Annotated in this window: 20 protein-coding genes; 9 read left to right on the forward strand and 11 right to left on the reverse strand. The window is 71.4% G+C overall.

From position 1 onward, the window contains the following. Positions 1-486, forward strand: a 486-nt coding sequence (locus ACFY9I_RS15520) for a chaplin family protein (RefSeq protein WP_391001753.1), incomplete at its 5' end; no start/stop codon positions are given. A gap of 69 nt (positions 487-555) precedes the next feature. Here ACFY9I_RS15520 and ACFY9I_RS15525 read toward each other — a convergent pair. Next, positions 556-744, reverse strand: a complete 189-nt coding sequence (locus ACFY9I_RS15525; RefSeq protein WP_007380901.1) for a DUF5703 family protein — start codon at positions 742-744, stop codon at positions 556-558. A 48-nt stretch (positions 745-792) separates the two neighbouring features. On the opposite strand from ACFY9I_RS15525, the gene ACFY9I_RS15530 reads away from it, so the two are divergent. Further along, on the forward strand, positions 793-1,518 hold the full coding sequence (locus ACFY9I_RS15530) for a hypothetical protein (protein WP_391001755.1): 726 nt from the start codon (positions 793-795) through the stop codon (positions 1,516-1,518). Positions 1,519-1,632: 114 nt separating this feature from the next. On the opposite strand, the gene ACFY9I_RS15535 is transcribed toward ACFY9I_RS15530, so the two are convergent. Next, positions 1,633-3,903, reverse strand: a complete 2,271-nt coding sequence (locus tag ACFY9I_RS15535; protein WP_391001757.1) for a helix-hairpin-helix domain-containing protein — start codon at positions 3,901-3,903, stop codon at positions 1,633-1,635. Then, positions 3,900-4,883, reverse strand: coding sequence for an aldo/keto reductase (locus ACFY9I_RS15540; protein ID WP_391001759.1), 984 nt, complete (start codon positions 4,881-4,883; stop codon positions 3,900-3,902). The genes ACFY9I_RS15535 and ACFY9I_RS15540 overlap by 4 nt, the downstream gene beginning before the upstream one ends. Positions 4,884-5,088: 205 nt before the next feature. On the opposite strand from ACFY9I_RS15540, the gene ACFY9I_RS15545 reads away from it, so the two are divergent. After that, entirely contained in the window at positions 5,089-6,144 is a 1,056-nt protein-coding gene (locus ACFY9I_RS15545; protein WP_391001761.1) for an LLM class F420-dependent oxidoreductase, read from the forward strand. A gap of 269 nt (positions 6,145-6,413) precedes the next feature. After that, positions 6,414-7,202, forward strand: a complete 789-nt coding sequence (locus ACFY9I_RS15550; RefSeq protein ID WP_391001762.1) for a ferritin-like domain-containing protein — start codon at positions 6,414-6,416, stop codon at positions 7,200-7,202. Between the two features lie 96 nt (positions 7,203-7,298). Here ACFY9I_RS15550 and corA read toward each other — a convergent pair whose 3' ends face one another. After that, positions 7,299-8,294, reverse strand: coding sequence for a magnesium/cobalt transporter CorA (gene corA, locus ACFY9I_RS15555; protein ID WP_391001764.1), 996 nt, complete (start codon positions 8,292-8,294; stop codon positions 7,299-7,301). Positions 8,295-8,476: 182 nt separating this feature from the next. On the opposite strand from corA, the gene ACFY9I_RS15560 reads away from it, so the two are divergent. The 5 genes from ACFY9I_RS15560 (at position 8,477) to ACFY9I_RS15580 (ending at position 13,338) form a co-directional block, all read left to right on the forward strand. After that, complete coding sequence (locus ACFY9I_RS15560) at positions 8,477-9,163, forward strand: MSMEG_4193 family putative phosphomutase (protein ID WP_391001766.1); 687 nt, start codon at positions 8,477-8,479, stop codon at positions 9,161-9,163. Positions 9,164-9,259: 96 nt separating this feature from the next. Beyond that, positions 9,260-9,850, forward strand: coding sequence for a DUF3090 family protein (locus ACFY9I_RS15565; RefSeq protein ID WP_391001767.1), 591 nt, complete (start codon positions 9,260-9,262; stop codon positions 9,848-9,850). Further along, complete coding sequence (locus tag ACFY9I_RS15570; RefSeq protein ID WP_391001769.1) at positions 9,814-10,671, forward strand: SCO1664 family protein; 858 nt, start codon at positions 9,814-9,816, stop codon at positions 10,669-10,671. The genes ACFY9I_RS15565 and ACFY9I_RS15570 overlap by 37 nt, the downstream gene beginning before the upstream one ends. A gap of 179 nt (positions 10,672-10,850) precedes the next feature. Further along, complete coding sequence (gene mshC / locus ACFY9I_RS15575) at positions 10,851-12,080, forward strand: cysteine--1-D-myo-inosityl 2-amino-2-deoxy-alpha-D-glucopyranoside ligase (protein ID WP_391001771.1); 1,230 nt, start codon at positions 10,851-10,853, stop codon at positions 12,078-12,080. 274 nt (positions 12,081-12,354) lie between these two features. After that, positions 12,355-13,338 carry an SMP-30/gluconolactonase/LRE family protein gene (locus tag ACFY9I_RS15580; protein ID WP_391001773.1) on the forward strand — a complete coding sequence of 328 codons (984 nt, stop codon included), beginning with the start codon at positions 12,355-12,357 and terminating at the stop codon, positions 13,336-13,338. Positions 13,339-13,428: 90 nt separating this feature from the next. Here ACFY9I_RS15580 and ACFY9I_RS15585 read toward each other — a convergent pair whose 3' ends face one another. The 7 genes from ACFY9I_RS15585 to ACFY9I_RS15615 form a co-directional block, all read right to left on the reverse strand. Beyond that, complete coding sequence (locus tag ACFY9I_RS15585; RefSeq protein WP_391001775.1) at positions 13,429-14,436, reverse strand: PAC2 family protein; 1,008 nt, start codon at positions 14,434-14,436, stop codon at positions 13,429-13,431. Between the two features lie 159 nt (positions 14,437-14,595). Continuing rightward, a complete protein-coding gene (locus tag ACFY9I_RS15590) occupies positions 14,596-15,267 on the reverse strand; it encodes an FCD domain-containing protein (RefSeq protein WP_391001777.1) in 672 nt (223 codons plus the stop codon). A gap of 101 nt (positions 15,268-15,368) precedes the next feature. Then, positions 15,369-15,929, reverse strand: a complete 561-nt coding sequence (locus tag ACFY9I_RS15595; RefSeq protein ID WP_391001779.1) for an SMI1/KNR4 family protein — start codon at positions 15,927-15,929, stop codon at positions 15,369-15,371. A gap of 82 nt (positions 15,930-16,011) precedes the next feature. Next, complete coding sequence (locus ACFY9I_RS15600) at positions 16,012-17,628, reverse strand: FAD-dependent oxidoreductase (RefSeq protein WP_391001781.1); 1,617 nt, start codon at positions 17,626-17,628, stop codon at positions 16,012-16,014. A 56-nt stretch (positions 17,629-17,684) separates the two neighbouring features. Continuing rightward, positions 17,685-19,223 carry a glycerol kinase GlpK gene (gene glpK, locus ACFY9I_RS15605; protein WP_391001783.1) on the reverse strand — a complete coding sequence of 513 codons (1,539 nt, stop codon included), beginning with the start codon at positions 19,221-19,223 and terminating at the stop codon, positions 17,685-17,687. Between the two features lie 181 nt (positions 19,224-19,404). Next, positions 19,405-20,202, reverse strand: coding sequence for an MIP family channel protein (locus ACFY9I_RS15610; RefSeq protein ID WP_391001785.1), 798 nt, complete (start codon positions 20,200-20,202; stop codon positions 19,405-19,407). A gap of 299 nt (positions 20,203-20,501) precedes the next feature. Continuing rightward, entirely contained in the window at positions 20,502-21,269 is a 768-nt protein-coding gene (locus ACFY9I_RS15615; RefSeq protein WP_391001787.1) for an IclR family transcriptional regulator C-terminal domain-containing protein, read from the reverse strand. Between the last annotated feature and the right edge of the window lie 242 nt (positions 21,270-21,511).

The following is a 21,511-nucleotide window of genomic DNA, read 5'->3' on the forward strand; positions in this document are numbered from 1 at the left end:
GGCTACCACCACGGCGGCGGCTCCGGTGCGTCGCACGGCGGCGGCTCCCAGGCCGACGGCCACACCGGCGACTCCCCGGGTGTGGCCTCCGGCAACCACATCCAGGTTCCGGTCCATGTGCCGGTCAACGCCTGCGGCAACACCGTCGACGTCATCGGTGTCGGCAACGGGACCACGGGCGACGACTGCGGGAACTCGGGCGACGGAGGGGCGCACGAGCACCCGGGCGGTGGCCACCAGAAGCCGCCGGCCGACAGCGAGGGAGTGTCGCCGCAGCAGCCCGGGAAGCCGGGCGACCCGGGTGGCGAAACCCCCGGCGGTGACACCAACACCCCGGGTACGCAGACCGTCACCCGGTCCGGCGCCGCCGCACAGCTCGCCCAGACCGGTGCCGAGGTGCCCCTCGGCCTGGCACTGTCGGTCGGCGCGGGGACGCTGCTCGGGGGCGCCCTGATCTACCGCAAGGCACGGGCCGCCGCTCTGTAACCGGGTCCCGCGGACACCAACGGAGCGGGCCCAGCACCAGCGGGGCCCGCTCCGTTGCGATCCGCCCACTCACCACGTGGCGCGCACCTGGCGGATGATCCGTCGGCGCAACCGCACCCTGCGGCTGCCATCACGCATCAGGCTCAGTCGGTCCAACTCCCAGTGTCCGTACTCGGCATGGTCCGTCAGCAGGCGTGTGGCGTCCTTGCGGGATACCCCGCGCGGTACGTACACGTCGACAAATTCGTATTCCGGCATCGGTATCTATTGTGCGGGCTGGGGCCCGGTACGGATAGCGTCTGCACTATGTCTGATGCTGCGCAGCCCACCGCTGCCGAGGTACGCGCCGCCGCCGAGGCGGTCAAGACCGCGCTCGACCGCCACCTGGCCGCGGTCGAACGCCGGTCGGGGGAGGACGACCCGGCCGTCTACGAGGCGTTCAACGAGCTGGCCGCGGCCGCCGAGGAGTACGACGAACTGCTCTACGACCGCTACGACGAGGTCACGCCCTTCGAGATCCCCGGCACCGAGGACATGCCGCCCTACACCGGCCCCGAGGAACCCAGCGCGCTCAGTGTGCTGATCCGCCGGGACTACACGGTGGCCGAGCCGCAGCGGCTGCTCGCGCAGGCGCAGCGGGTGGAGGCGGCCGAGGAGCCGGCTGTGTCCGACGGTCCGGCCGGTACGGTGCACGGGGCGCTGGGGCTGCTGTTCGGGGAGTTCGAACCGGACGAGATCGCCTCCCGGCACAAGGAGTTCGGCCTCGAGGAGGGCGACTCCACGCTGTGGGTGACGGCGGCGGACGACAGCGCCGAGCCCGGTGAGTGGCTGGAGGCACCCTTCGAGCAGGTCGATCCGCAGCGGGTCGTCTGCCGCTTCGACGTCAGCGCGGTCTTCGACGACGACGCGGACGACGACGACCTCAGGGACGACCGCCTCGACCTCGAAGCCCTCGATGAGGAGGACGAGGACGAGGACGAGGACGGGGACGTGGACGAGGACGACTTGGAACCCCTGGACGGGGATCGCTGACAGGCCCGGTGCCTCATGGCTCGGGACTGTCCGTCGTCGGGCGGCCGCGGGCGGCGCCCGGGCAGCGCCGGTGAGCGAAACCGAGCCCTGCCCGGCTCCTGCCCCGCCGCACTGTCAATCGGCGGACGGCACCAGCGCCTTCAACAGGGCCGGCAGACGCGTCGTGCGTGCCTTCGCCGGTACTTCGGTCACCGCCCGCGCCAGGGCCTGCTCCACCCCGTGGACGACGGACAGGTGCCGCTCGGCCCGCCCGAAGGCCGTGTAGACCCAGGGACGGGACAACGCCTGGGCGGCGTCACCCGGCAGCACCACGACCGCCGCCGGCCACCGGTGCCCCACGGCCTGGTGCGCGGTCAGTGCCCAGCCGTGCCGCACGGTCTGCTCGACCCGCTCCCTCGGCACGACGACGGCCGCGCCCGCGCACTCCAGGTGCAGCCCCTCCGCGTCGGCCCCCACCACGAGCCCGGGGCTCGTACGCCCCGGCGCGGGGGAGTAGGCCACGCGGTCGCCCGGATCGAATCCGCCGAAGCGGCCCGGGCCGGGATTCAGCCGTTCTTTCAGCGCGGCGTTGAGCGCACGCGTCCCGGCCGCGCCACCGTGGCCGGGGGTGATCACCTGCACCTGTTCGGCGGGAATGCCGAACGCCCTGGGCACGGAGTCCACGACGAGCTGTGCGGTCCGGTGCACCGCCTCACCGGCGTCCCGCACCGGCACGATCACGACCTCCTTGCCCGGCGCGTCGACCTGGTTCAGCTCGCCGATCCCGATGCCGGAGACCAGTTCGCCGATGGGGCCGGGGTCGGGGGTCCGGGAGGCGACCTGGGGGCAGACGCGGGCGGCGAGGAGATCGGCGAAGACCCGCCCCGGCCCCGCGGACCACAGCACTCCCGGGTCGCCGCTGAGGACCAGTCGGGCCCCGTCGGGCAGCGACTCGGCGAGCAGTGCGGCGGTCTCGACGTCCAACTGAGGGGCGTCCAGGACCACGAGGAGGTCGAGGTCGAGCGCCCCGTCCACGTCCCGGCCGGGCCCCTCGGCGCCGGACAGCAGCCCGGCGAGGGTCGTCACCGCGGTGCCCCCGCCCTCGGCGCCGCCCAGACGGGACGCGAACCGACGTCTGCCGTCCGCGCCGAGCGCCGCCGCGTACGCCCGCAGCCCGAGCGTCCGCGCGGAGGCGACCAGCGTCGCCGGCTCCGCGCCGGCCGCCTCGCCGCCGGTGTGCAGCACGAGCCCGTGCCCGGCGACGGCACGGATCAGTTCGGCGGCGGCACGAGGCGCCGACGCGGCCGCCGAGGCCCAGTCCGTCGCATCCTCCTTGGGCACCGAGTTCATGACGCGGGCGAGCCCGTCGGCGAGGCTCTCCTCGGCCAGTGCGTAACGCTCCAGGCCGATGAGGACCCGGACCGGGCGCTCCTCCTCGTCCGCTTCCTCCTCGTCCGTCTCCTCGTCATCCGCGTCGGAGTCGGCGGCCCCCGCGACGGAAGGGGGCGTGGACCGTGTCGCGGCTGGGACGTCGTCGAGCGCGTCCTGGAAGACCAGGGCCTCGCCCTCGGCGACCGCGCTCTGCACGGCCTCGTCGGGGTCGGGCACCGACCGCTGGGCGAGCGCGGCGGCGAGCGTGGGGGCCTCCAGCGCCGTGTGCCCGGCGACGGCCGCCTGCTCCAGGAGCCACACCGTGACCGCCCGGCCCCGCCGCTCGTCGTCCGGGCCGCACTCCGCGCCGAGCAGCGCCCGCGCGAACCCGTCGGCCTGCTCCGGCCGCACCCCGGGAACCCGCAGCAGCTGCCAGGGATCCTCGCGCAGTCGAGCGCCCGCGCCCTCACCGAGCACTTCGGCGACCTGCGGCACCAGCGCCTCGGGGGCGCCGCCCTCGGTCAGTACCGCGCGCACGCCCTCGACCGTCTCGCCCGAGGGAGCTGACGCGCCGGCCGCGGGAGCCACCGGCTGCGGCCGGCGCACCGGCTCCGGCGCGGGCCGACGCGGAGCGGGCTCCGCCTCGCCGAACACGGTCGCCGGGGGCTTCTGCCCGCCCTCCACGGCCCGTACGGCGGCCAGCAGATCGGCGGCCGAACCGCTGAGTTTGGTCCCGCTCGCGATCGGCGCCTTCTTCTCCGCCTTCCGCCGCTCGATCCGCTCCCGCTCCAGCCGCTGCGCCGCCAACTCGGCCTGTGCCTCAGAGGCTTCGGGCGTCGCTTCGGTGGCCTCCGTCTCGGTGGCCCCCTTCGGCTCAGCGTCCGCCGCCGACGAGGAGTCGTCGCCCGCGGCGACGGCACCGGTGTCGCCGACGCCGGCGTCGGTCCCACCCTCGGCCGCGGGCACGCCCTCCGGTGTCCCGTCGCCCCGTCCCTCCGGCTCGTCCTTCCCCGTGGTCGCGGGCTCCGTGCTCACAGCGTGCTCCAGTCGTGATCGGGATAGCGGTGCACGGGCGCCGACACATCGTCGAGAGCCCGGCAGATCTCCTCAGGCAGACTAAGCGTCTCCACTGACAGTGCCCCCGTGAGCTGCAGCGCGTTGCGCGCGCCCACGATGGGCGCGGCCACGCCGGGCCGGTCGCGCACCCAGGCGAGGGCCACCTGGAGCGGGGTCACGGCGAGGCCGTCCGCCGCGGTCTGCACCGCGTCCACGATGCTGGTCGCCGTCTCGTCGAGGTAGGGCGCGACGAACGGTGCCATGTGCTCCGAGCCGCCCCGCGAGTCCGGGGGCGTGATGTGGCGGTACTTGGCGGTCAGCACCCCCCGGCCCAGCGGCGAGGACGGCAGCAGCCCGATGCCGAGGTCCAGCGCGGCGGGCAGTACCTCGCGCTCGACGCCGCGTTGCAGCAGGGAGTACTCCAACTGCGTACCGGCCAGGCGGGTGCGTATGCCCGGGGCCGCGAGCTGCCAGGTGGCCGCTTTCGCGAGCTGCCAGCCGCAGAAGTTGGAGACCCCGACGTAACGGGCCCGGCCACTGCTGACGGCCAGATCGAGGGCCTGGAGTGTTTCGTCCAACGGGGTTTCGGGGTCGTGGGCGTGGATGTGCCAGAGGTCGACGTAGTCCGTGCCGAGGCGGGCGAGGGAGGCGTCCAGGGCGGCGAGCAGATGGCCCCGGGAGCCGTCGAAACGGCGCTCGGGGTCCGGGACGCTGCCGGCCTTGGTGGAGATGACCAGGTCACGCCGGGGCACGAGCCCGTCCATCAGCTGGCCCAGCAGATACTCGGCTTCCCCGTCCCCGTACACGTCCGCCGTGTCGACGAGGGTGCCACCCGCCTCCCAGAACACCTTCAACATGTCCGCGGCGTCATGCTCGTCCGTGTCGCGGCCCCACGTCAGGGTGCCGAGCCCGATCCGGGACACTCGCAGGCCGGTACGGCCGAGATGCCTCTGCTCCATGAACGCCGACATTACTGGCCAGGGTTCGTGGCGTGGGCACCCTGTGGATGACCGATTTCCACAGGGTGAGTTCGTCGTCTGCGTCCGGCCCCCACCCACCCGCACCCGCCGTACGACTCCCGCCTCCCGAGCCCTGACGCGCCACCGCCCGGTATGGTCGGCGCACAAGGGACGTTACTGATCGGTAAGGGGAAGGCTGGTCTATATGAAGCTCGGGATCAACCTCGGCTACTGGGGCGCCGGAATGGACGCGGACAACCTGGCCGTGGCCCAGGAAGCCGACCGGCTCGGGTACGCGGTCTGCTGGGCGGCGGAGGCGTACGGCTCGGACGCCGCCACCGTGCTGAGCTGGGTCGCCGCCAAGACCGACCGCATCGACGTGGGGTCGGCCATCTTCCAGATCCCGGCCCGGCAGCCGGCGATGACCGCGATGACCGCCGCGACACTGGACTCGCTCTCCGGCGGGCGCTTCCGGCTCGGCCTCGGTGTCTCCGGCCCGCAGGTCTCCGAGGGCTGGTACGGGGTCAAGTTCGACAAGCCGCTGGCCCGCACCCGCGAGTACGTGGAGATCGTCCGCAAGGCGATGACCCGCGAGCGCCTGTCGCACGAGGGCGAGCACTGGACGCTGCCGCTGCCCGGCGGCCCCGGCAAGCCCCTGAAGCTGACCGTGCACCCCACGCGTGAGCACATCCCGCTGTACATCGCCGCGATCGGCCCCAAGAACCTGGAGCAGACCGGAGAGATCGCCGACGGCGCCCTGCTGATCTTCCCCTCGGCCGCGCACCTGGAGGACACCGCCGTCAAGTACCTGCGCGCCGGGCGCGAGAAGGCGGGCAAGACCCTCGACGGGTTCGACATCTGCCCCACGTTGCCCCTGGCCGTAGGTGACGACAAGGACGTCACGACGCTCGCCGACACCTTCCGTCCGTACACCGCGCTGTACGTCGGCGGCATGGGCAGCCGCAAGCAGAACTTCTACAACCAGCTCGCCCGGCGCATGGGTTACGAGAAGGAGGCCGCCGAGATCCAGGACAAGTACCTGGCCGGTGACAAGGCCGGTGCCGCCGCCGCCATCCCGCACGAGCTGATCGACCGGACGACGCTGCTCGGATCCGTGGAGCGCATCGCCGACCGGATGCAGGCCTATGCCGCGGCCGGGGTCACCACCCTCACCCTGGCCCCGGCCGGCTTCACTCTGGACGAGCGGATCGCCTCGCTCCGGGCCGGTTCCAAGGCCATGGAGCTGGCCGGGCTCGCGTAACCCGGACGGCGGAACCGTCCCAGAGAGCGCGAAACAGCCGAACGGCGGAACCGGAAAGCGCCACGGCCGTGGTGGGGGCTCGGGGGTCTTCCCCGCCACGGCCGTCACGGAGACAACGCGGGACCGCCCACTCGGTTACGCGCCCGCGCCGCCCCGCTGTCCTTCGTTCGGCGGATTTGTCCGACACAGGTGTTGCCCGGTTGCTGGTACCCCATTTGACTCGTTTTCTGCAGGACCCGTGCCAGGACCCCTGCGGAGAGGTGCCTCAGATGCTTTCGGCCAAGAGTCTGTTCCAGGAGATCGTCGACAACGACGAGTCGTTCCGACTGTTCTGCTCCATCGCCGCCAGTGGCGAGAGCCAGGGCGGCTGGGAGAACGCGCGCATCGCCGCGCTCGTCCCACCGAGCGAGCGCGCACTCGCACCCAAGATCACCCGCCACGGCGCCGACGAGGACAAGCACGGGCGGATCTTCAACGCCCTCATGAAGAAGCGTGGCCTCCAACCCGTGGAGGTTCCGCCCGAGACCGACTACACCATGCTCCTGGAACGCGGCGGCATCGGCCTCGCCCACGAGAAACTCAAGGCCGACCAGCCCCTTACGGTGCGGGACATCATCGTCTACCTGTCCCACAGCCGGGTCACCGAACAGCGCGCCGCCGACCAGATGGTGATGCTCCGCAAGCACTTCGCGCACCACCCCGAGATCGGCAAGGCCGTCCGGATGATCTCCGACGACGAGGACAACCACCTGGCCTACACCCACGAGGAACTGCTGCGCTACGCGGCCGCCGGACACGGACGGCTCATCCAGCGAACGCTCCGCGAATGTGCCCTCGCCGAGATCGCCGTCCACCGGGACGTCAGCCTCGCCGTGATGGACCGCATGGGGCGCATCCTGGGCTGGCCGAAGGCCAAGGCGGCCGTCCTCGCCGCCGGCATCCGCGCCGTGTACGCCTACGAGCGGGCCCTCGGCTGGCGCCGCATGGTCACGCTGGAGATGCCCGAACGCCGCGACGCACTGGGTGGACCGGCCACGGCGGCACCCGAGTTCACCTGAGACACCGGTGGCACCTGCACCTGCACCTGCACCTGCACCCGAAACCCGCACGCGCGCGTGGGCGTGGACGCTCCCCATGTGCGCGTGCGGTAGACGCTACAGCCAGCCCCGGCGCTTGAAGAGCCGGTACACCAGGATCTCCGTCACGGCCATCAGCGCCATGAGCACCGGGTACGACCACCCCCAGCGCAGTTCGGGCATGTGCTCGAAGTTCATGCCGTAGACGCCGGCCGCCATGGTGGGGATCGCGGCCATCGCGGCCCAGGCGGAGATCTTCCGCATGTCGTCGTTCTGGCGGACGCTCATCTGCGCCAGATGCGCGTTGAGGATGTCGGAGACCAGCCGGTCCAGACCCTCGACGGACTCGTTGACCCGCGTGAGGTGGTCGCTGACGTCACGGAAGAAGGGCTGGGCCGTCTCGTCGACGAAGGGCACCGCGGTGCCGGGGTTGCCCGTGCCCGAGAGCCGGACGAGCGGCGCGGCGAGCGGGCCGGTGGCCCGGCGGAACTCCAGGACCTGGCGTTTGAAGGTGTAGATCCGGGAGGCCGTGTTGCGGGAGCCGCCGGCGTCGGGGGAGAAGACCTCCGCCTCCAGTTCCTCCAGGTCGGTCTGGAGTTCCGTCGCCACGTCCAGGTAGTGGTCCACGGTCGCGTCGGTGATCGCGTACAGCACCGACGTGGGCCCCTTGCCGAGCAGTTCGGGCTCCCGCTCCAGACGGCGGCGTACGACGCCCAGGGGGGAGCCCTCGCCGTGGCGGACGGTCACGACGAAGGCGTGTCCGAGGAAGACCATGACCTCGCCGCTGCTCACCGTGTCACTGTCCGGCTCGTACACGACCGGCTTGAGGACCATGAACAGCGAGTCGTCGTACACCTCCAGCTTGGGCCGCTGGTGCGCCTTCAGCGCGTCCTCGACGGCCAGCGGGTGCAGCGCGAACTCCTCGGTGACCAGAGCGAACTCCTTCTCCGTCGGCTCGTGCAGACCGATCCACACGAAGCCGCCCGAGGCACGGGCGGCGGCCAGTGCGTCGGAGAGGTCGTCGGGCCCCTCGGCGCGGTGCCCGTCGCGGTAGACGGCGCAGTCGACGATCACGGGGAGTTCCTTTCACGGCCGGGCGATGTCTCGCGGCGGGTGTTCAGCAGGGTCGGGCGAAGCCGGTCGCGTGCGCAACGCCCCGAAAGGGGCGCGGGGAACTGCGCGACCAGCCACGACGGACTCACAGGCGACCTGCAACGCGGTCCCGCGCACCCGCCGGAGCGCCTACGCTGGGCCGCATGCCCACGTTGATCCTCGTCCGGCACGGACGTTCCACCGCCAACACCGAGGGAGTGCTCGCCGGGTGGACGCCCGGGGTCGCGCTCGACGAGCGAGGCGCCGCGCAGGCCGCGGCCCTCCCCGGCCGCCTCGCCGGGCTGCCGATCGCCGAGGTCGTCACCAGCCCGCTCCAGCGCTGCCAGGAGACGATCCGGCCACTCCTCGAAGCCCGACCCGAACTCGGCCCGCACACCGACGACCGCATCGGCGAGTGCCACTACGGCGACTGGTCCGGCCGCAAGCTCGCCGAACTGGCCGACGAGCCGCTGATGGAGGTCGTGCAGACCCATCCGACGGCGGCGGCGTTCCCCGGCGGGGAGTCGATGCGGGCCATGCAGCACCGGGCCGCGGAGGCGGTCCGGGAGTGGAACGCACGCGTGGAGCGGGAGCACGGGGCCGACGCCGTGTATCTGATGTGCTCGCACGGCGACATCATCAAGTCGCTCGTCGCGGACGCACTCGGACTTCATCTGGACCTCTTCCAGCGGATCTCTGTCGAACCGTGTTCCATCACCGCGATCCGTTACACCCGACTCAGGCCCTTTCTCGTCCGCCTCGGCGACACCGGGGACTTGTCGTCCCTGGCGCCGCGCGAGGAACCCCCGAGCGGTGACGCGACCGTCGGGGGCGGTGCGGGAGCACCGTGATCGTCAACCGCAGTAGGGTGAAGCGGTCACGGCGGCGCTGAGGAAGTCAGCAGCCGACGCGGCCGGTCCCGACGTCGATTCCAATGGAGACAGGACGTGTCCCGTCAGGTGTTCCTCTACGACCCCCCGGACCGCTTCGTGGCCGGTACGGTCGGGCTGCCCGGGCGCCGGACCTTCTTCCTGCAGGCCTCCTCCGGGCCTCGTGTCACCAGCGTGGCCCTGGAGAAGACCCAGGTCGCCGCACTGGCCGAGCGTATGGACGAACTGCTCGACGAGGTCGTACGGCGCAGCGGCGGCAGCGCCGCGGTGCCGGCCGTCACGCCTACCGAGGTGTCGGACACGGCACCGCTGGAGACGCCCATCGAGGAGGAGTTCCGGGTCGGCACCATGGCGCTGGCCTGGGACGGCGACGAAGAGCGCATGATCGTCGAGGCCCAGGCCCTGGTGGAGCTGGACGCCGACTCCGAGGAGGACCTGGCCGAGGCGGAGGAGCGGATGCTCCAGGACGAGGAGAACGGCCCGCCGATGCTCCGCGTCCGCCTCACCGGCGCCCAGGCCCGTGCCTTCGCCAAGCGCGCCCTGGACGTCGTCAACGCGGGGCGCCCGCCGTGCCCGCTGTGCAGCCTGCCGCTCGATCCGGAGGGACACGTATGTCCGCGCCAGAACGGATACCGGCGCGGGGCGTGACCTCCTCCGCCGAGTCGTCGCCCGCCCCGCCGGCCGAGCCGTCGGTCAGGCTGCTGGCCGAGGGCGAGCTGACCGTGCGCGGACAGGTGCGCGAGGCGTCCAACGCGGTGCTGTACTGCACGGTCTCGCACGAGGGCCGGGAGGCCGCCTGCGTCTACAAGCCCGTCGCCGGGGAGCGGCCCCTGTGGGACTTCCCCGACGGGACGCTCGCGCAGCGGGAGGTCGCCGCGTACGAGGTGTCCGAGGCGACGGGGTGGGGGCTCGTACCGCCCACCGTGCTACGGGACGGGCCGTACGGCGAGGGCATGTGCCAGCTGTGGATCGAGGGCGTGGCCGGGGCCGAGCTGCTCGCCCTCGTGGACGAGGAGGAGGCCGGGGAGGGCTGGAAGGCCGTCGGTTTCGCGGAGGTGGGGGAGGGCAGGACGGCGCTGCTCGTACACGCCGACGACGCGCGGCTGCGACGGCTCGCCGTGCTCGACGCGGTCGTCAACAACGCCGACCGCAAGGGCGGGCACCTCCTGCCCGCCGCCGAGGGGCGGCTCTACGGCATCGACCACGGCGTGACCTTCAACGTCGAGAACAAGCTGCGCACGCTGCTGTGGGGCTGGGCGGGGGAGCCGCTCACGGAGGAGGCCGTGGGCGTCCTGGAGCGGCTGCGGGACGCGCTCGGTGAGGGCGGGGCGCTGGCGGTGAAGCTGTCGCGGTTGATCACGGTGGCGGAGCTGGACGCCACGAGGGAGCGGGTTGTCGCGCTGCTGAAGAGCGGACGGCACCCCGAGCCGAGCGGGGAGTGGCCGGCCATCCCTTGGCCGCCGGTCTGACGGCTCCGCTCCGCCCCGGCGGCACGGCTGCCCGCGGCCGGACAGCACAAGCCGCGCCCCGTCAGGGCGCGGGGAACCGCGCGATCAGCCACGTACCAGCCGCAGTCGCACAACGAGGCGTACCCCCGAGTCACCAGGCACCCGGATTGGCCGCGCGGCGATCGGGTTAGGCTCGTGGCATGCATGCCTGGCCCGCTTCTGAGGTCCCCGCCCTGCCCGGCAAGGGCCGCGACCTTCGGATCCACGACACCGCGACCGATGGGCTCATCACCCTCGACCCCGGTCCCGTCGCCCGTATCTACGTCTGCGGCATCACCCCGTACGACGCGACCCACATGGGTCACGCGGCGACCTACAACGCGTTCGACCTCGTACAGCGCGTGTGGCTCGACACCAAGCGGCAGGTTCACTACGTCCAGAACGTGACGGACGTCGACGACCCCCTGCTGGAGCGGGCCGCCCGCGACGACATCGACTGGGTGGCCCTCGCCGAGAAGGAGACCGCCCTCTTCCGTGAGGACATGACCGCCCTGCGGATGCTCCCACCGCGGCACTACGTCGGCGCGGTCGAGGCCATCCCCGGAATCGTTCCGCTCGTCGAGCGGCTCCGGGACTCCGGTGCCGCGTACGAACTCGAAGGCGACATCTACTTCTCCGTCGAGTCCGACCCCGACTTCGGCAAGGTATCGGGCCTCGACGCCACCGCGATGCGGCTGCTCTCCGCCGAGCGCGGCGGCGACCCGGACCGCCCCGGCAAGAAGAACCCCCTCGACCCGATGCTCTGGATGGCGGCGCGGGAGGGCGAGCCCAGTTGGGACGGCGGCTCCCTCGGACGCGGCCGGCCCGGATGGCACATCGAGTGCGTCGCCATCGCCCTCGACCACCTGGGCATGGGCTTCGACGTGCAGGGCGGCGGCTCCGACCTCGCCTTCCCGCACCACGAGATGGGCGCCTCCCACGCGCAGGCGCTGACCGGCGAGTTCCCCATGGCCAAGGCGTACGTCCACGCCGGCATGGTCGCGTTGGACGGCGAGAAGATGTCGAAGTCCAAGGGCAACCTGGTCTTCGTCTCCAAGCTGCGCCGCGACGGCGTCGACCCGGCCGCCATACGACTCGCGCTCCTCGCACACCACTACCGGGCCGACTGGGAGTGGACGGACCAGGTGCTCCAGGACGCCGTCGCCCGCCTCGGCCGGTGGCGTGCCGCCGTCTCCCGGCCCGACGGACCGCCCGCCGAGGCCCTGATCGAGGAGATCCGGGAAGCTCTCGCGAACGACCTGGACGCGCCCACCGCCCTCGCCGCGGTCGACCGTTGGGCCGCGCTCCAGCAGGAGCGGGGCGGCACGGACGAGGCCGCGCCGGGTGTCGTGTCGCGTGCAGTGGACGCGCTCCTGGGCGTGGCTCTGTGAAGTAACGACTCTGCAGAGGCGACACATGAGTAGTGGGGCGCCCCCTCCAGCGCGGAGGGGGCGCCCCCTGGCTTCGGCGTGAAGCACGCCATCCCTTCGGAAACGGAAGGCCCACCGCAATCCGCGGGAGCTGTCCGGGGGCTGTCGAGGCCCTGTCGTTCCCGTGTTGATCGCTCGTCGACAGGCTGCAAGGCGGGTCCGCATGTGATGGGGTGACAGACGTCAGTGCAGCCGGACCGGCCAGCCGCCGGTTCCTTCGTGGAAGGGACGAACCGTGGCACCCCCGCAACCCTCGTCCGCACGTCACCTCAGTCGGCGAAGACTGCTCACGACCACGGCCGCCACCGCGGGCGCGCTGGTCGTCGGCTCCTCGGCCGCGACCGCCTCGGCGACCGGGGACACCTGGCCCGACGTCATCCCGCTGCCGGACGGCTTCCGCCCCGAGGGCATCACCATCGGCGACGGCCCGTACGCCTACCTGGGCTCCCTCGGCGACGGCTCGATCTACCGCGCCGATCTGCGCACCGGCAAGGGCGGCATCATCTCGGCGGGCCCCGGCACGCCCTCCGTCGGGCTCAAACTCGACGACCGTGGGCGGCTGTTCATCGCCGGGCGCGGTCAGGGCGCCCGCGTGGTGGACACGCGCACCGGCGGGATCATCGCCTCGTACACGCTCACCACGAAGACGCCCACCTTCGTCAACGACGTCTTCCTCACCCCGCGCGCCGCCTGGTTCACCGACTCGTTCCAGCCGGCCCTGTACGCCTTGCCACTGGGCCGCCAGGGCTCGCTGCCGGCCCAGGACGAGATCGTCACGGTCACGCTGAGCGGCGACTGGACCCAGGCCCCCGGCGAGGTCGTCAACGCCAACGGCATCACTCGCACCCCGGACGGCAAGGCACTGCTGGTCGTCCAGTCCGGCGCCGGAGGCCTCCACCGGGTCGACCCGAGGACCGGGATCACCAAGCTGGTCGATCTCGGTGACGCGGCCCCCCTCACCAACGGCGACGGGCTGCTCCTGCTCGGACAGCGCCTGTACGTGGTCCAGAACCGCCAGAACGCGATCGACGTGTTCAAGCTGGCCGAGGACGGCCGCAGCGGGATCTTCGAGGACCGCCTCACGGACTTCGCGTTCGACGTCCCGACGACGGTGGCGGCCTACAACAACCGCCTCTACCTGCCCAACGCCCGCTTCACGACGACCCCGACACCGGACACGGCGTACACGGTGGTGGCAGTGAAGAGGAGCGTCATGTAACCGCCGGCGCACGCCCCGCGCCCAGAAGGGGCGCGGGGAACCGCGCGACAGCCACCACGGACCCGCAACCGCTCTCCGAGACGCCGGAACTCAGTCCTCCGACGAATCCTCACCCTCGGTCTCGGGCCGCTGCGGCTTCGGCGGTCGAGTCCGCCCACCGGGGTTGTCCTTGGGATTCCACGTACCCGACCCCAGGTCACCCCCGTCGGCCGTGGCATGCCCTCCGGCCGGACCGGTGGGGCCGCCGGCGGGGCCACCCCCGTCGCGCCGCCGCAGATAGCGCTCGAACTCGCGCGCGATCGCCTCGCCCGACGCCTCCGGCAGCTCCGCCGTGTCCCGTGCCTCCTCCAGCGTCTGCACGTACTCAGCGACCTCGCTGTCCTCGGCGGCCAACTGGTCGACGCCGACCTGCCAGGCACGCGCGTCCTCGGGCAGCTCGCCCAGCGGGATACGCACGTCGATCAGGTCCTCCAGGCGGTTCAGGAGGGCCAGCGTCGCCTTCGGGTTCGGCGGCTGGGACACGTAGTGCGGTACCGCGGCCCAGAGCGAGACCGCCGGGACGCCCGCGTGCGTGCAGGCCTCCTGGAGGATGCCGACGATGCCCGTGGGCCCCTCGTACTTGGTCTCCTCCAGATCCATCCGCTGGGCCAGGTCCGGGTCGGACGTGACCCCGCTGACCGGGACCGGACGCGTGTGCGGGGTGTCACCGAGCAGCGCGCCCAGGACGACCACCAGCTCCACACCCAGCTCATGGGCGAAGCCCAACAGCTCGTTGCAGAACGAGCGCCAGCGCATCGACGGCTCGATACCCCGGACGAGCACGAGATCACGGGGCTTGTCGCCACCGACCCTGACCACCGACAACCTCGTCGTCGGCCAGGTGATCTTCCGTACCCCGCCGTCCAGCCACACCGTGGGGCGGTTCACCTGGAAGTCGTAGTAGTCCTCGGCGTCCAGCGCCGCGAACACCTCGCCCTTCCATTCCCTGTCCAGGTGCGCGACCGCGGTGGAGGCGGCGTCGCCGGCGTCGTTCCAGCCTTCGAACGCGGCCACCATCACTGGGTCGATCAGCTCGGGAACCCCCTCCAGCTCGATCACCCAGCGCCTCCTTCCGACGTGCCCTCTCGTACGCCCCAACCTTACGGCGTGCCGAGGGGGCCTCCGCAGCCCCCTTGCACGGGGGAGTGAACGGATCACTGCCCCGATCGCACGGCTCGAACACGCGTCGGCCCGTCGAGACCGGAAATGATCAACTTCTCACAGCGATGAGCGCAGCCACTGCTCCACGCTCGCGATGTGCACCGTGGCCCAGGAGCGCGCGGCGTCCGCGTCGCGGTCGCGGAGGGCGGCCAGGATGGCGCGGTGTTCGTGCAGCGTCCGGCTGACGGCGTCCTCCTGGGTCAGCCCCCGCCAGACACGGGCCCGGGTCGTCGGCCCCGACAGGCCGTCGAGAAGCGAACACAGCACGGAGTTCCCGGAGGTCTGCACGATGCCCCGGTGGAACTCAAGATCGCAGGCGACCAGCTCCTCCACCGAAGGACTGGTGCCGAGCCTGTCCAACTGGGCACTCAGCGCGTCCAGTTGCTGCTCGCTGATCCGCAGGGCCGCCATCGCGGTCGCCGCCGGTTCCAGGATGCGGCGTACGGCGAAGAACTCCAGGACCGTGTCGTCGCGATGGAAGTCGACGACGAAACTCAGCGCCTCCAGCAGGACTTGGGGATCGAGGCTGGTGACATAGGTACCGTCGCCCTGCCGTACGTCCAGGATCCGGATCAGTGACAGGGCGCGTACCGCCTCGCGCAGGGAGTTGCGGGACAGCCCCAGATCGGCGGCCAGCTCGCTCTCCTTGGGGAGCCGGTCGCCGGGGCGCAGCGCGCCCGAGACGATCATGCTCTTGATCTTCTCGATCGCCTCGTCGGTGACCGCCATGAGCGAACCCTCCCTGTCCCTCAGACATCCGATGTATCAAGCCATTATGGCGGCTCTATCAGGCCAGAGCGCCGGCGCGGTCGAGGTCGCCTTTCTCGCCGTCACACCGCGTCGAACCAGTCCTTCCCGGCCGCCCAGTGCGCCACCCAGCCGGCGAAGCCGGACGCGGACGTCGTATGGCCGAACTCGGCGCCGAAGGGCATGGCGCCCACATCCGTGACATGCCAGATGTGCCCGCGGTGGGGGCCGGTGACCACGAGGTGCCAGTTCATCGCGCACCCGTCCGTGCCCAGCACGATCGACCCGTGGTCGAAGACCTGCTCGACGGTGGCGTCGCGGTCCTCGTGCGGACCGTCGTCCTCCTCCCACGCCCACTCCTCGGTGAGGGGGAACGGCCGACCGAGATCCCGCGTCTCCCCGTCGTCGCCCCAGTCGCAGGGCAGCTCGGCCAGCCCCACGAGGCCGTACTCCGGCGGGCCCTGGAACGAGCCGTCCGATATCTCCGCCACGAACGACCGGTAGGGCTCGGGCAGTTCCACCCCGTGCTCCGCCTCGAAGGCGCGTACGGCGTCCCAGCCGAGCGCCGACTCACCTCCGTCGTCCACGGTGAACGCCGCGCGCAGCGCCGCGAGGACCTCGGGGGCGGCTTGATCGTTGTTCATGCGCCCATGAAAACACCGGGCGCCGACACCCGGACGCGCGGGCGGGGCGGAGCCGTCGGACGGCGCCGCCCCGCCGGGCCGGTCACTTCTTGTCGAGCAGGTCCTGGACCTTCGCACGGACCTCGTCCGTCGCGAGCCCCCGTATCGTCAGGGTGGTCCGGCGGCGCAGCACGTCGTCGGCGGTCTCGGCCCACTCGGTGTCACGGGCGTAGACGACCTGGGCCCAGATCTCGGGGGCGTCGGGGTGGACGCGCTCACCCAACTCGGGGTTCTCGTTGGCGAGGCGGGCGATGTCGAAGGCCAGCGAGCCGTAGTGCGTGGCCAGGTGCCGCGCGGTGTCGGCGCCCATGCGGGGACCGGGCGCCGGACGGTCGACGAGGAGCCGGTGGGCGACCGCGCGCGGGTTGGCGACACCCGGCAGCGGCAGCTTCTTGGGCAGCGAGGCGACCGGCTCGAAGTCCTCGCCCAGCGGGTGGCCGGGCAGCGCCTGAAGCTTCTTCATGATCGTGCGGCCGATGTGCCGGAAGGTCGTCCACTTGCCGCCGGCCACCGACAGCATGCCGCCCCGGCCCTCGGTCACGACAGTCTCGCGCTTGGCCTTGGCCGTGTCGCCGGGCCCGCCCGGCAGCACCCGCAGACCCGCGAAGGCATAGGTGATCAGATCACGGTCGAGCTGCTGGTCCCGGATCGAGTACGCGGCCTCGTCCAGGATCTGGGAGATGTCCCTGTCGTTGACCGCGACGTCCGCCGGGTCGCCCTCGTACGCCTCGTCGGTCGTGCCGAGCAGCAGCATGTCCTCCCAGGGGAGGGCGAAGGTGATGCGGTACTTGTCGATGGGGGTGGCGAGCGCGGCCTTCCACGGAGCCGTCCGCTTCAGCACCAGGTGCGCGCCCTTGGACAGACGGATGGACGGCGCCGCGTTCGGGTCCTCCATCCTGCGCAGGTGGTCGACCCAGGGCCCGGTCGCGTTGAGCACCAGCCGCGCGCCGACCCCGAACTCGTCACCGGAGAGCCGGTCACGCAGCTCGGCACCGGTCACCCGGCCCTTGGTGAAACGCAGCCCGGTGACCTCGGCGTGGTTGAGGACGACGGCGCCGGAGTCGACGGCCGCGCGGACCGTCATCAGCGCCATCCGGGAGTCGTTCATCTGGTCGTCGCCGTACACGGCCACGGCCTTGAGGTTGTCGGTGCGCAGCTCTGGCACGTCCTGCGCCGCCTTGGCGGGGGACAGGAGGTGCCCCACGCCGTCGCCGAACGCCGACAGCGCGGAGTAGGCGAAGACGCCCGCCCCGAGCTTCGCCGCGCCGTGCGGCCCGCCCTTGTACACGGGGAGGTAGAACGTGAGCGGGTTCGCCAGGTGGGGGGCCACCTGGCGGGAGACCGCACGGCGCTCGAAGTGGTTCTCCGCCACCAGCTTCACCGCGCCGGTCTGCAGATAGCGCAAACCCCCGTGGAGCAGCTTGGAGGAGGCGGAGGAGGTGGCACCGGCGAAGTCGCCGGAGTCGACCAGCGCCACCCTGAGCCCGGACTGCGCGGCGTGCCAGGCGGTGGAGATGCCCAGGATGCCGCCGCCGATCACGAGAAGGTCGTACGACGCCTTGGAGAGCTGTTCCCGGGTCTCGGCTCGGCTCGGGTTCGAGCCGGACGCCGGGCGCGTCCCCAGGGCAGGCAGGGTCTGCAGGGTGGACTGAGTGGTCATGTCGGGTTCTTACTCCTCATCAGAGCCGGCGTGCGGAGCCTTGGCGGGCCCTCGGCTCAGCTCTCGTCCTCGAGCCAGCCCATGGTCCGCTCGACGGCCTTGAGCCAGCTCTTGTACTCACGGTCGCGGGTGTCCGCGTCCATGCGGGGGGTCCACTCGGCGGCCCGACGCCAGTTGGCGCGCAGGTCGTCGGTGTTGGTCCAGAAGCCGACGGCGAGACCGGCGGCGTAGGCGGCGCCGAGGCAGGTGGTCTCGGCGACCATCGGGCGCACCACGGGGGCGTCCAGGAAGTCCGAGAGCGTCTGCATCAGCAGGTTGTTGGAGGTCATGCCGCCGTCGACCTTGAGGGCCGCGAGCTCGACGCCCGAGTCCTTGGTCATGGCGTCCGTGATCTCACGGGTCTGCCAGGCGGTGGCCTCCAGGACGGCGCGCGCGAGGTGCGCCTTGGTGACGTACCGGGTGAGACCGGCGATCACACCGCGGGCGTCGGAGCGCCAGTACGGGGCGAACAGACCGGAGAAGGCCGGTACGAAGTACGCGCCGCCGTTGTCCTCGACCGAGAGCGCCAGCGTCTCGATCTCGGCGGCCGTGGAGATGAGACCCATCTGGTCGCGCATCCACTGCACCAGCGAACCGGTGACGGCGATCGAGCCCTCCAGCGCGTACACCGGGGCCTGGTCGCCGATGCGGTAGCCGACGGTGGTCAGCAGGCCCGAGTACGAGTTGATGATCTTCTCGCCGGTGTTCATCAGCATGAAGGTGCCGGTGCCGTACGTGGACTTGGCCTCACCCTCGGCGAAACAGGTCTGGCCGAACAGGGCCGCCTGCTGGTCCCCGAGCGCGGACGCGACCGGGATGCCACCGAGCAGGTCACCGAGCTTGCCGCCGGTGATCTCGCCGTAGACCTCGGCGGAGGAACGGATCTCCGGGAGCATCGACAGCGGGACGCCGATGGACTCGGCGATCTTCTCGTCCCACTGCAGGGTGTGCAGGTTCATCAGGAGGGTGCGGGACGCGTTCGTCACGTCGGTGACGTGGTGGCCGCCGTTGACGCCGCCCGTCAGGTTCCAGATGACCCAGCTGTCCATGGTGCCGAAGAGGATGTCGCCGGCCTCGGCGCGCTCCCGCAGACCCTCGACGTTGTCCAGCAGCCAGCGGGCCTTGGGCCCCGCGAAGTAGGAGGCCAGCGGCAGACCGGTCTCGCGGCGGAAGCGGTCCTGGCCGACGTTGCGGCCGAGTTCCTTGCACAGGGCGTCGGTGCGGGTGTCCTGCCAGACGATGGCGTTGTGGACGGGCTCACCGGTGTTCTTGTCCCAGAGCAGCGTGGTCTCGCGCTGGTTGGTGATGCCGATGGCCTTGATGTCGTCACGGGTGATGCCGGCCTTCTCGATGGCCCCGGCGACGACTTCCTGGACGTTGGTCCAGATCTCGTTGGCGTTGTGCTCGACCCAGCCCGGCTTGGGGAAGATCTGCTCGTGCTCCTTCTGGTCGACGGAGACGATGCGCCCGTCGCGGTCGAAGACGATGCAGCGGCTGGAGGTGGTGCCCTGGTCGATGGCGGCGATGAAGGGGCCGGCGGTGTGGGCGTCGCTCACGGTGTGCTCCTGAAGGTTCACTGGTCAAAGGGCTGTACGTACGGCGCGTGCTGAGCGTTTCGCGAAATCACATGGCTTCGGCATCACATGGCTTCGGCATCACATGGCTTCCACTTCACGTGGCTTCCACTTCACGTGGCTTCCACATCACGCGGCTTTCGGAGTCGGCGGCGCGCTGCTCCTAGGCGAACGCGACGTTGTAGATGCCTGCGGCGACAGCGGCGCCGAGCAGGGGACCGACCACCGGGACCCAGGCGTAGCCCCAGTCGGAGCCCCCCTTGTTGGGCAGGGGCAGAAGGGCGTGGACGATACGCGGGCCGAGGTCACGGGCCGGGTTGATCGCATAGCCGGTCGGGCCGCCGAGGGACAGACCGATCGAGACCACGACGAGCGCGGTGACCAGGGCGCCGAGCGTGCCGAGACCCTTGCCCTCGCCGTTCAGGCCCTGGGTGAGGACCGCCAGGACCAGGATGATGGTGCCGAGGACCTCGGTGGCGATGTTCTGCCACGCGACGCGGACCTCGGGGCCGGTGGAGAAGACGCCGAGCACGGGGCCGGCGGCGGCCTCCCGGGCCTCGACGGACTTGGTCTTGGCGGCCTTCGCCGGCTGGCCCACGATCTCCCGGTCGGTGAGGTGGGCGTGGAACTGGCCGTAATAGGCGACCCAGACCAGAGCGGCACCGATCATGGCGCCGAGCAACTGCCCGCCCCAGTACACGGGGACGTCACTCCACTCGATGCCGTCCTTCTTCAGCGCGAGCGCGAGGGTCACGGCCGGGTTCAGGTGGGCGCCGGAGAGCGGCGCGGAGGTGTAGACGGCCGTCAGAACGGCAAAACCCCACCCGAAGGTGATGGCGAGCCAACCGGCGTTACGGGCCTTGGAGGCCTTCAGCGTGACGGCCGCGCAGACGCCACCGCCGAGCAGGATGAGTATGGCGGTACCGATGGTCTCGCCGATGAAGATGTCGGAGCTGGACACCCGCGACTCCTTTGTCCTTCGTCCAGGGGAAAGAGAGTTCGGCCCGTGGCGCTGTCACACCCTAGCGCGTGTTGCCGGTAGGTGTTCGACAATGTCGACCGATGGACGGGAGTCTCGCTCCGGCGTCACAGGTGAGTCAAGAGCTGTGTGATGGGAAGCGCGATCGTTACTGTTCGAACGGCCTGCCAGTCCGGGGAGGCTGCCGCGGTATCCCGTCCGGACGCCTGACGTGCGTCGGCACGGCGAAGGCCGGGACACCTCCGGTGTCCCGGCCTTCGCCGTGCCGACGGGCAGAGCCGTCAGAACCGTGCCGCGCCCAGGTCCCGCGACACCGCGCGGGCGCAGTCCCGTACGGCCGCGATCAGTTCGGGGCGCAGCTCGCCGCCCTCGCGGCACAGCCGCTCCACGGCGCCGGTGATGCCGACCGCCCCGACGGGCATGCGTCGCCGGTCGTGGATGGGGGCGGCGATGGAGGCGACGCCCTCCCAGGTCTCCTCGACATCGGCCGCGTACCCGCGGGCCCGAGTGAGGTCCAGGACGCCCTCGAAGTCGTCCAGCGCGAAGACGGTCCGCTCGGTGAACGCCTTGCGCTCGGCCTCCAGGGCCTCGCTGTGCGCCACGGGGTCGTAGGCGGCCAGGACCTTGCCGAGGGCGGTGGAGTGCAGGGGCTGCATGGCCCCGATCTCCAGGACCTGCCGGCTGTCGTCGGGCCGGAAGACGTGGTGCACGATCAGCACTCCCCGCTGGTGCAGCACCCCCAGATGGACGCTCTCCCCGCTGGAGCGGGCCAGGTCGTCCGTCCAGACCAGGGCGCGGGCACGCAACTCGTGCACGTCAAGATAGGTGGTCCCGAGCCGCAGTAGCTCGGCCCCCAGCTGGTACCGCCCGGAGGCGTCGTCCTGCTCGACGAATCCCTCCTGCTGGAGGGTGCGCAGTATGCCGTGGGCTGTGCCCTTGGCGAGGCCCAGCGACGAGGCGATGTCCGACAGGCCGAGCCGCCGCTCGCCGCCCGCGAGCAACCGCAGCATCGCGGCCGCCCGTTCGAGCGACTGGATGTTCCGTGCCATCGCCGTCCTGCCTCCGTCCCCTTCGACTGCCGTACGCGATTGAACACCTGCGTTCGGCAATGTCGAACACTACCGGTCGATGTCGACCTCTCGCCAATGGCAGTCAACAGCTTTTCGGCCACGCTCGCCGCATGGTGCTCTTCCCGTGCCCGTCCGGTGTCCGTCGCGCGATCGTGTGATCGTGGGATGGCCGTACGGTGTCGGAGCGGTGTCCGTCGTTCTTCGTCGTGGGAGTAAACCGC

Source organism: Streptomyces sp. NPDC012510 (assembly GCF_042955065.1).
Taxonomy (GTDB): domain Bacteria; phylum Actinomycetota; class Actinomycetes; order Streptomycetales; family Streptomycetaceae; genus Streptomyces.

Coding starts and splice junctions, on each gene's coding strand:
- ACFY9I_RS15525 (WP_007380901.1), bottom strand. CDS start 744: ATGCCGGAATACGAATTTGTCGACGTGTACGTACCGCGCGGGGTATCC.
- ACFY9I_RS15530 (WP_391001755.1), top strand. CDS start 793: ATGTCTGATGCTGCGCAGCCCACCGCTGCCGAGGTACGCGCCGCCGCC.
- ACFY9I_RS15540 (WP_391001759.1), bottom strand. CDS start 4,883: ATGGAGCAGAGGCATCTCGGCCGTACCGGCCTGCGAGTGTCCCGGATC.
- ACFY9I_RS15545 (WP_391001761.1), top strand. CDS start 5,089: ATGAAGCTCGGGATCAACCTCGGCTACTGGGGCGCCGGAATGGACGCG.
- ACFY9I_RS15550 (WP_391001762.1), top strand. CDS start 6,414: ATGCTTTCGGCCAAGAGTCTGTTCCAGGAGATCGTCGACAACGACGAG.
- ACFY9I_RS15560 (WP_391001766.1), top strand. CDS start 8,477: ATGCCCACGTTGATCCTCGTCCGGCACGGACGTTCCACCGCCAACACC.
- ACFY9I_RS15570 (WP_391001769.1), top strand. CDS start 9,814: ATGTCCGCGCCAGAACGGATACCGGCGCGGGGCGTGACCTCCTCCGCC.
- mshC (WP_391001771.1), top strand. CDS start 10,851: ATGCATGCCTGGCCCGCTTCTGAGGTCCCCGCCCTGCCCGGCAAGGGC.
- ACFY9I_RS15590 (WP_391001777.1), bottom strand. CDS start 15,267: ATGGCGGTCACCGACGAGGCGATCGAGAAGATCAAGAGCATGATCGTC.
- ACFY9I_RS15595 (WP_391001779.1), bottom strand. CDS start 15,929: ATGAACAACGATCAAGCCGCCCCCGAGGTCCTCGCGGCGCTGCGCGCG.
- ACFY9I_RS15600 (WP_391001781.1), bottom strand. CDS start 17,628: ATGACCACTCAGTCCACCCTGCAGACCCTGCCTGCCCTGGGGACGCGC.
- ACFY9I_RS15615 (WP_391001787.1), bottom strand. CDS start 21,269: ATGGCACGGAACATCCAGTCGCTCGAACGGGCGGCCGCGATGCTGCGG.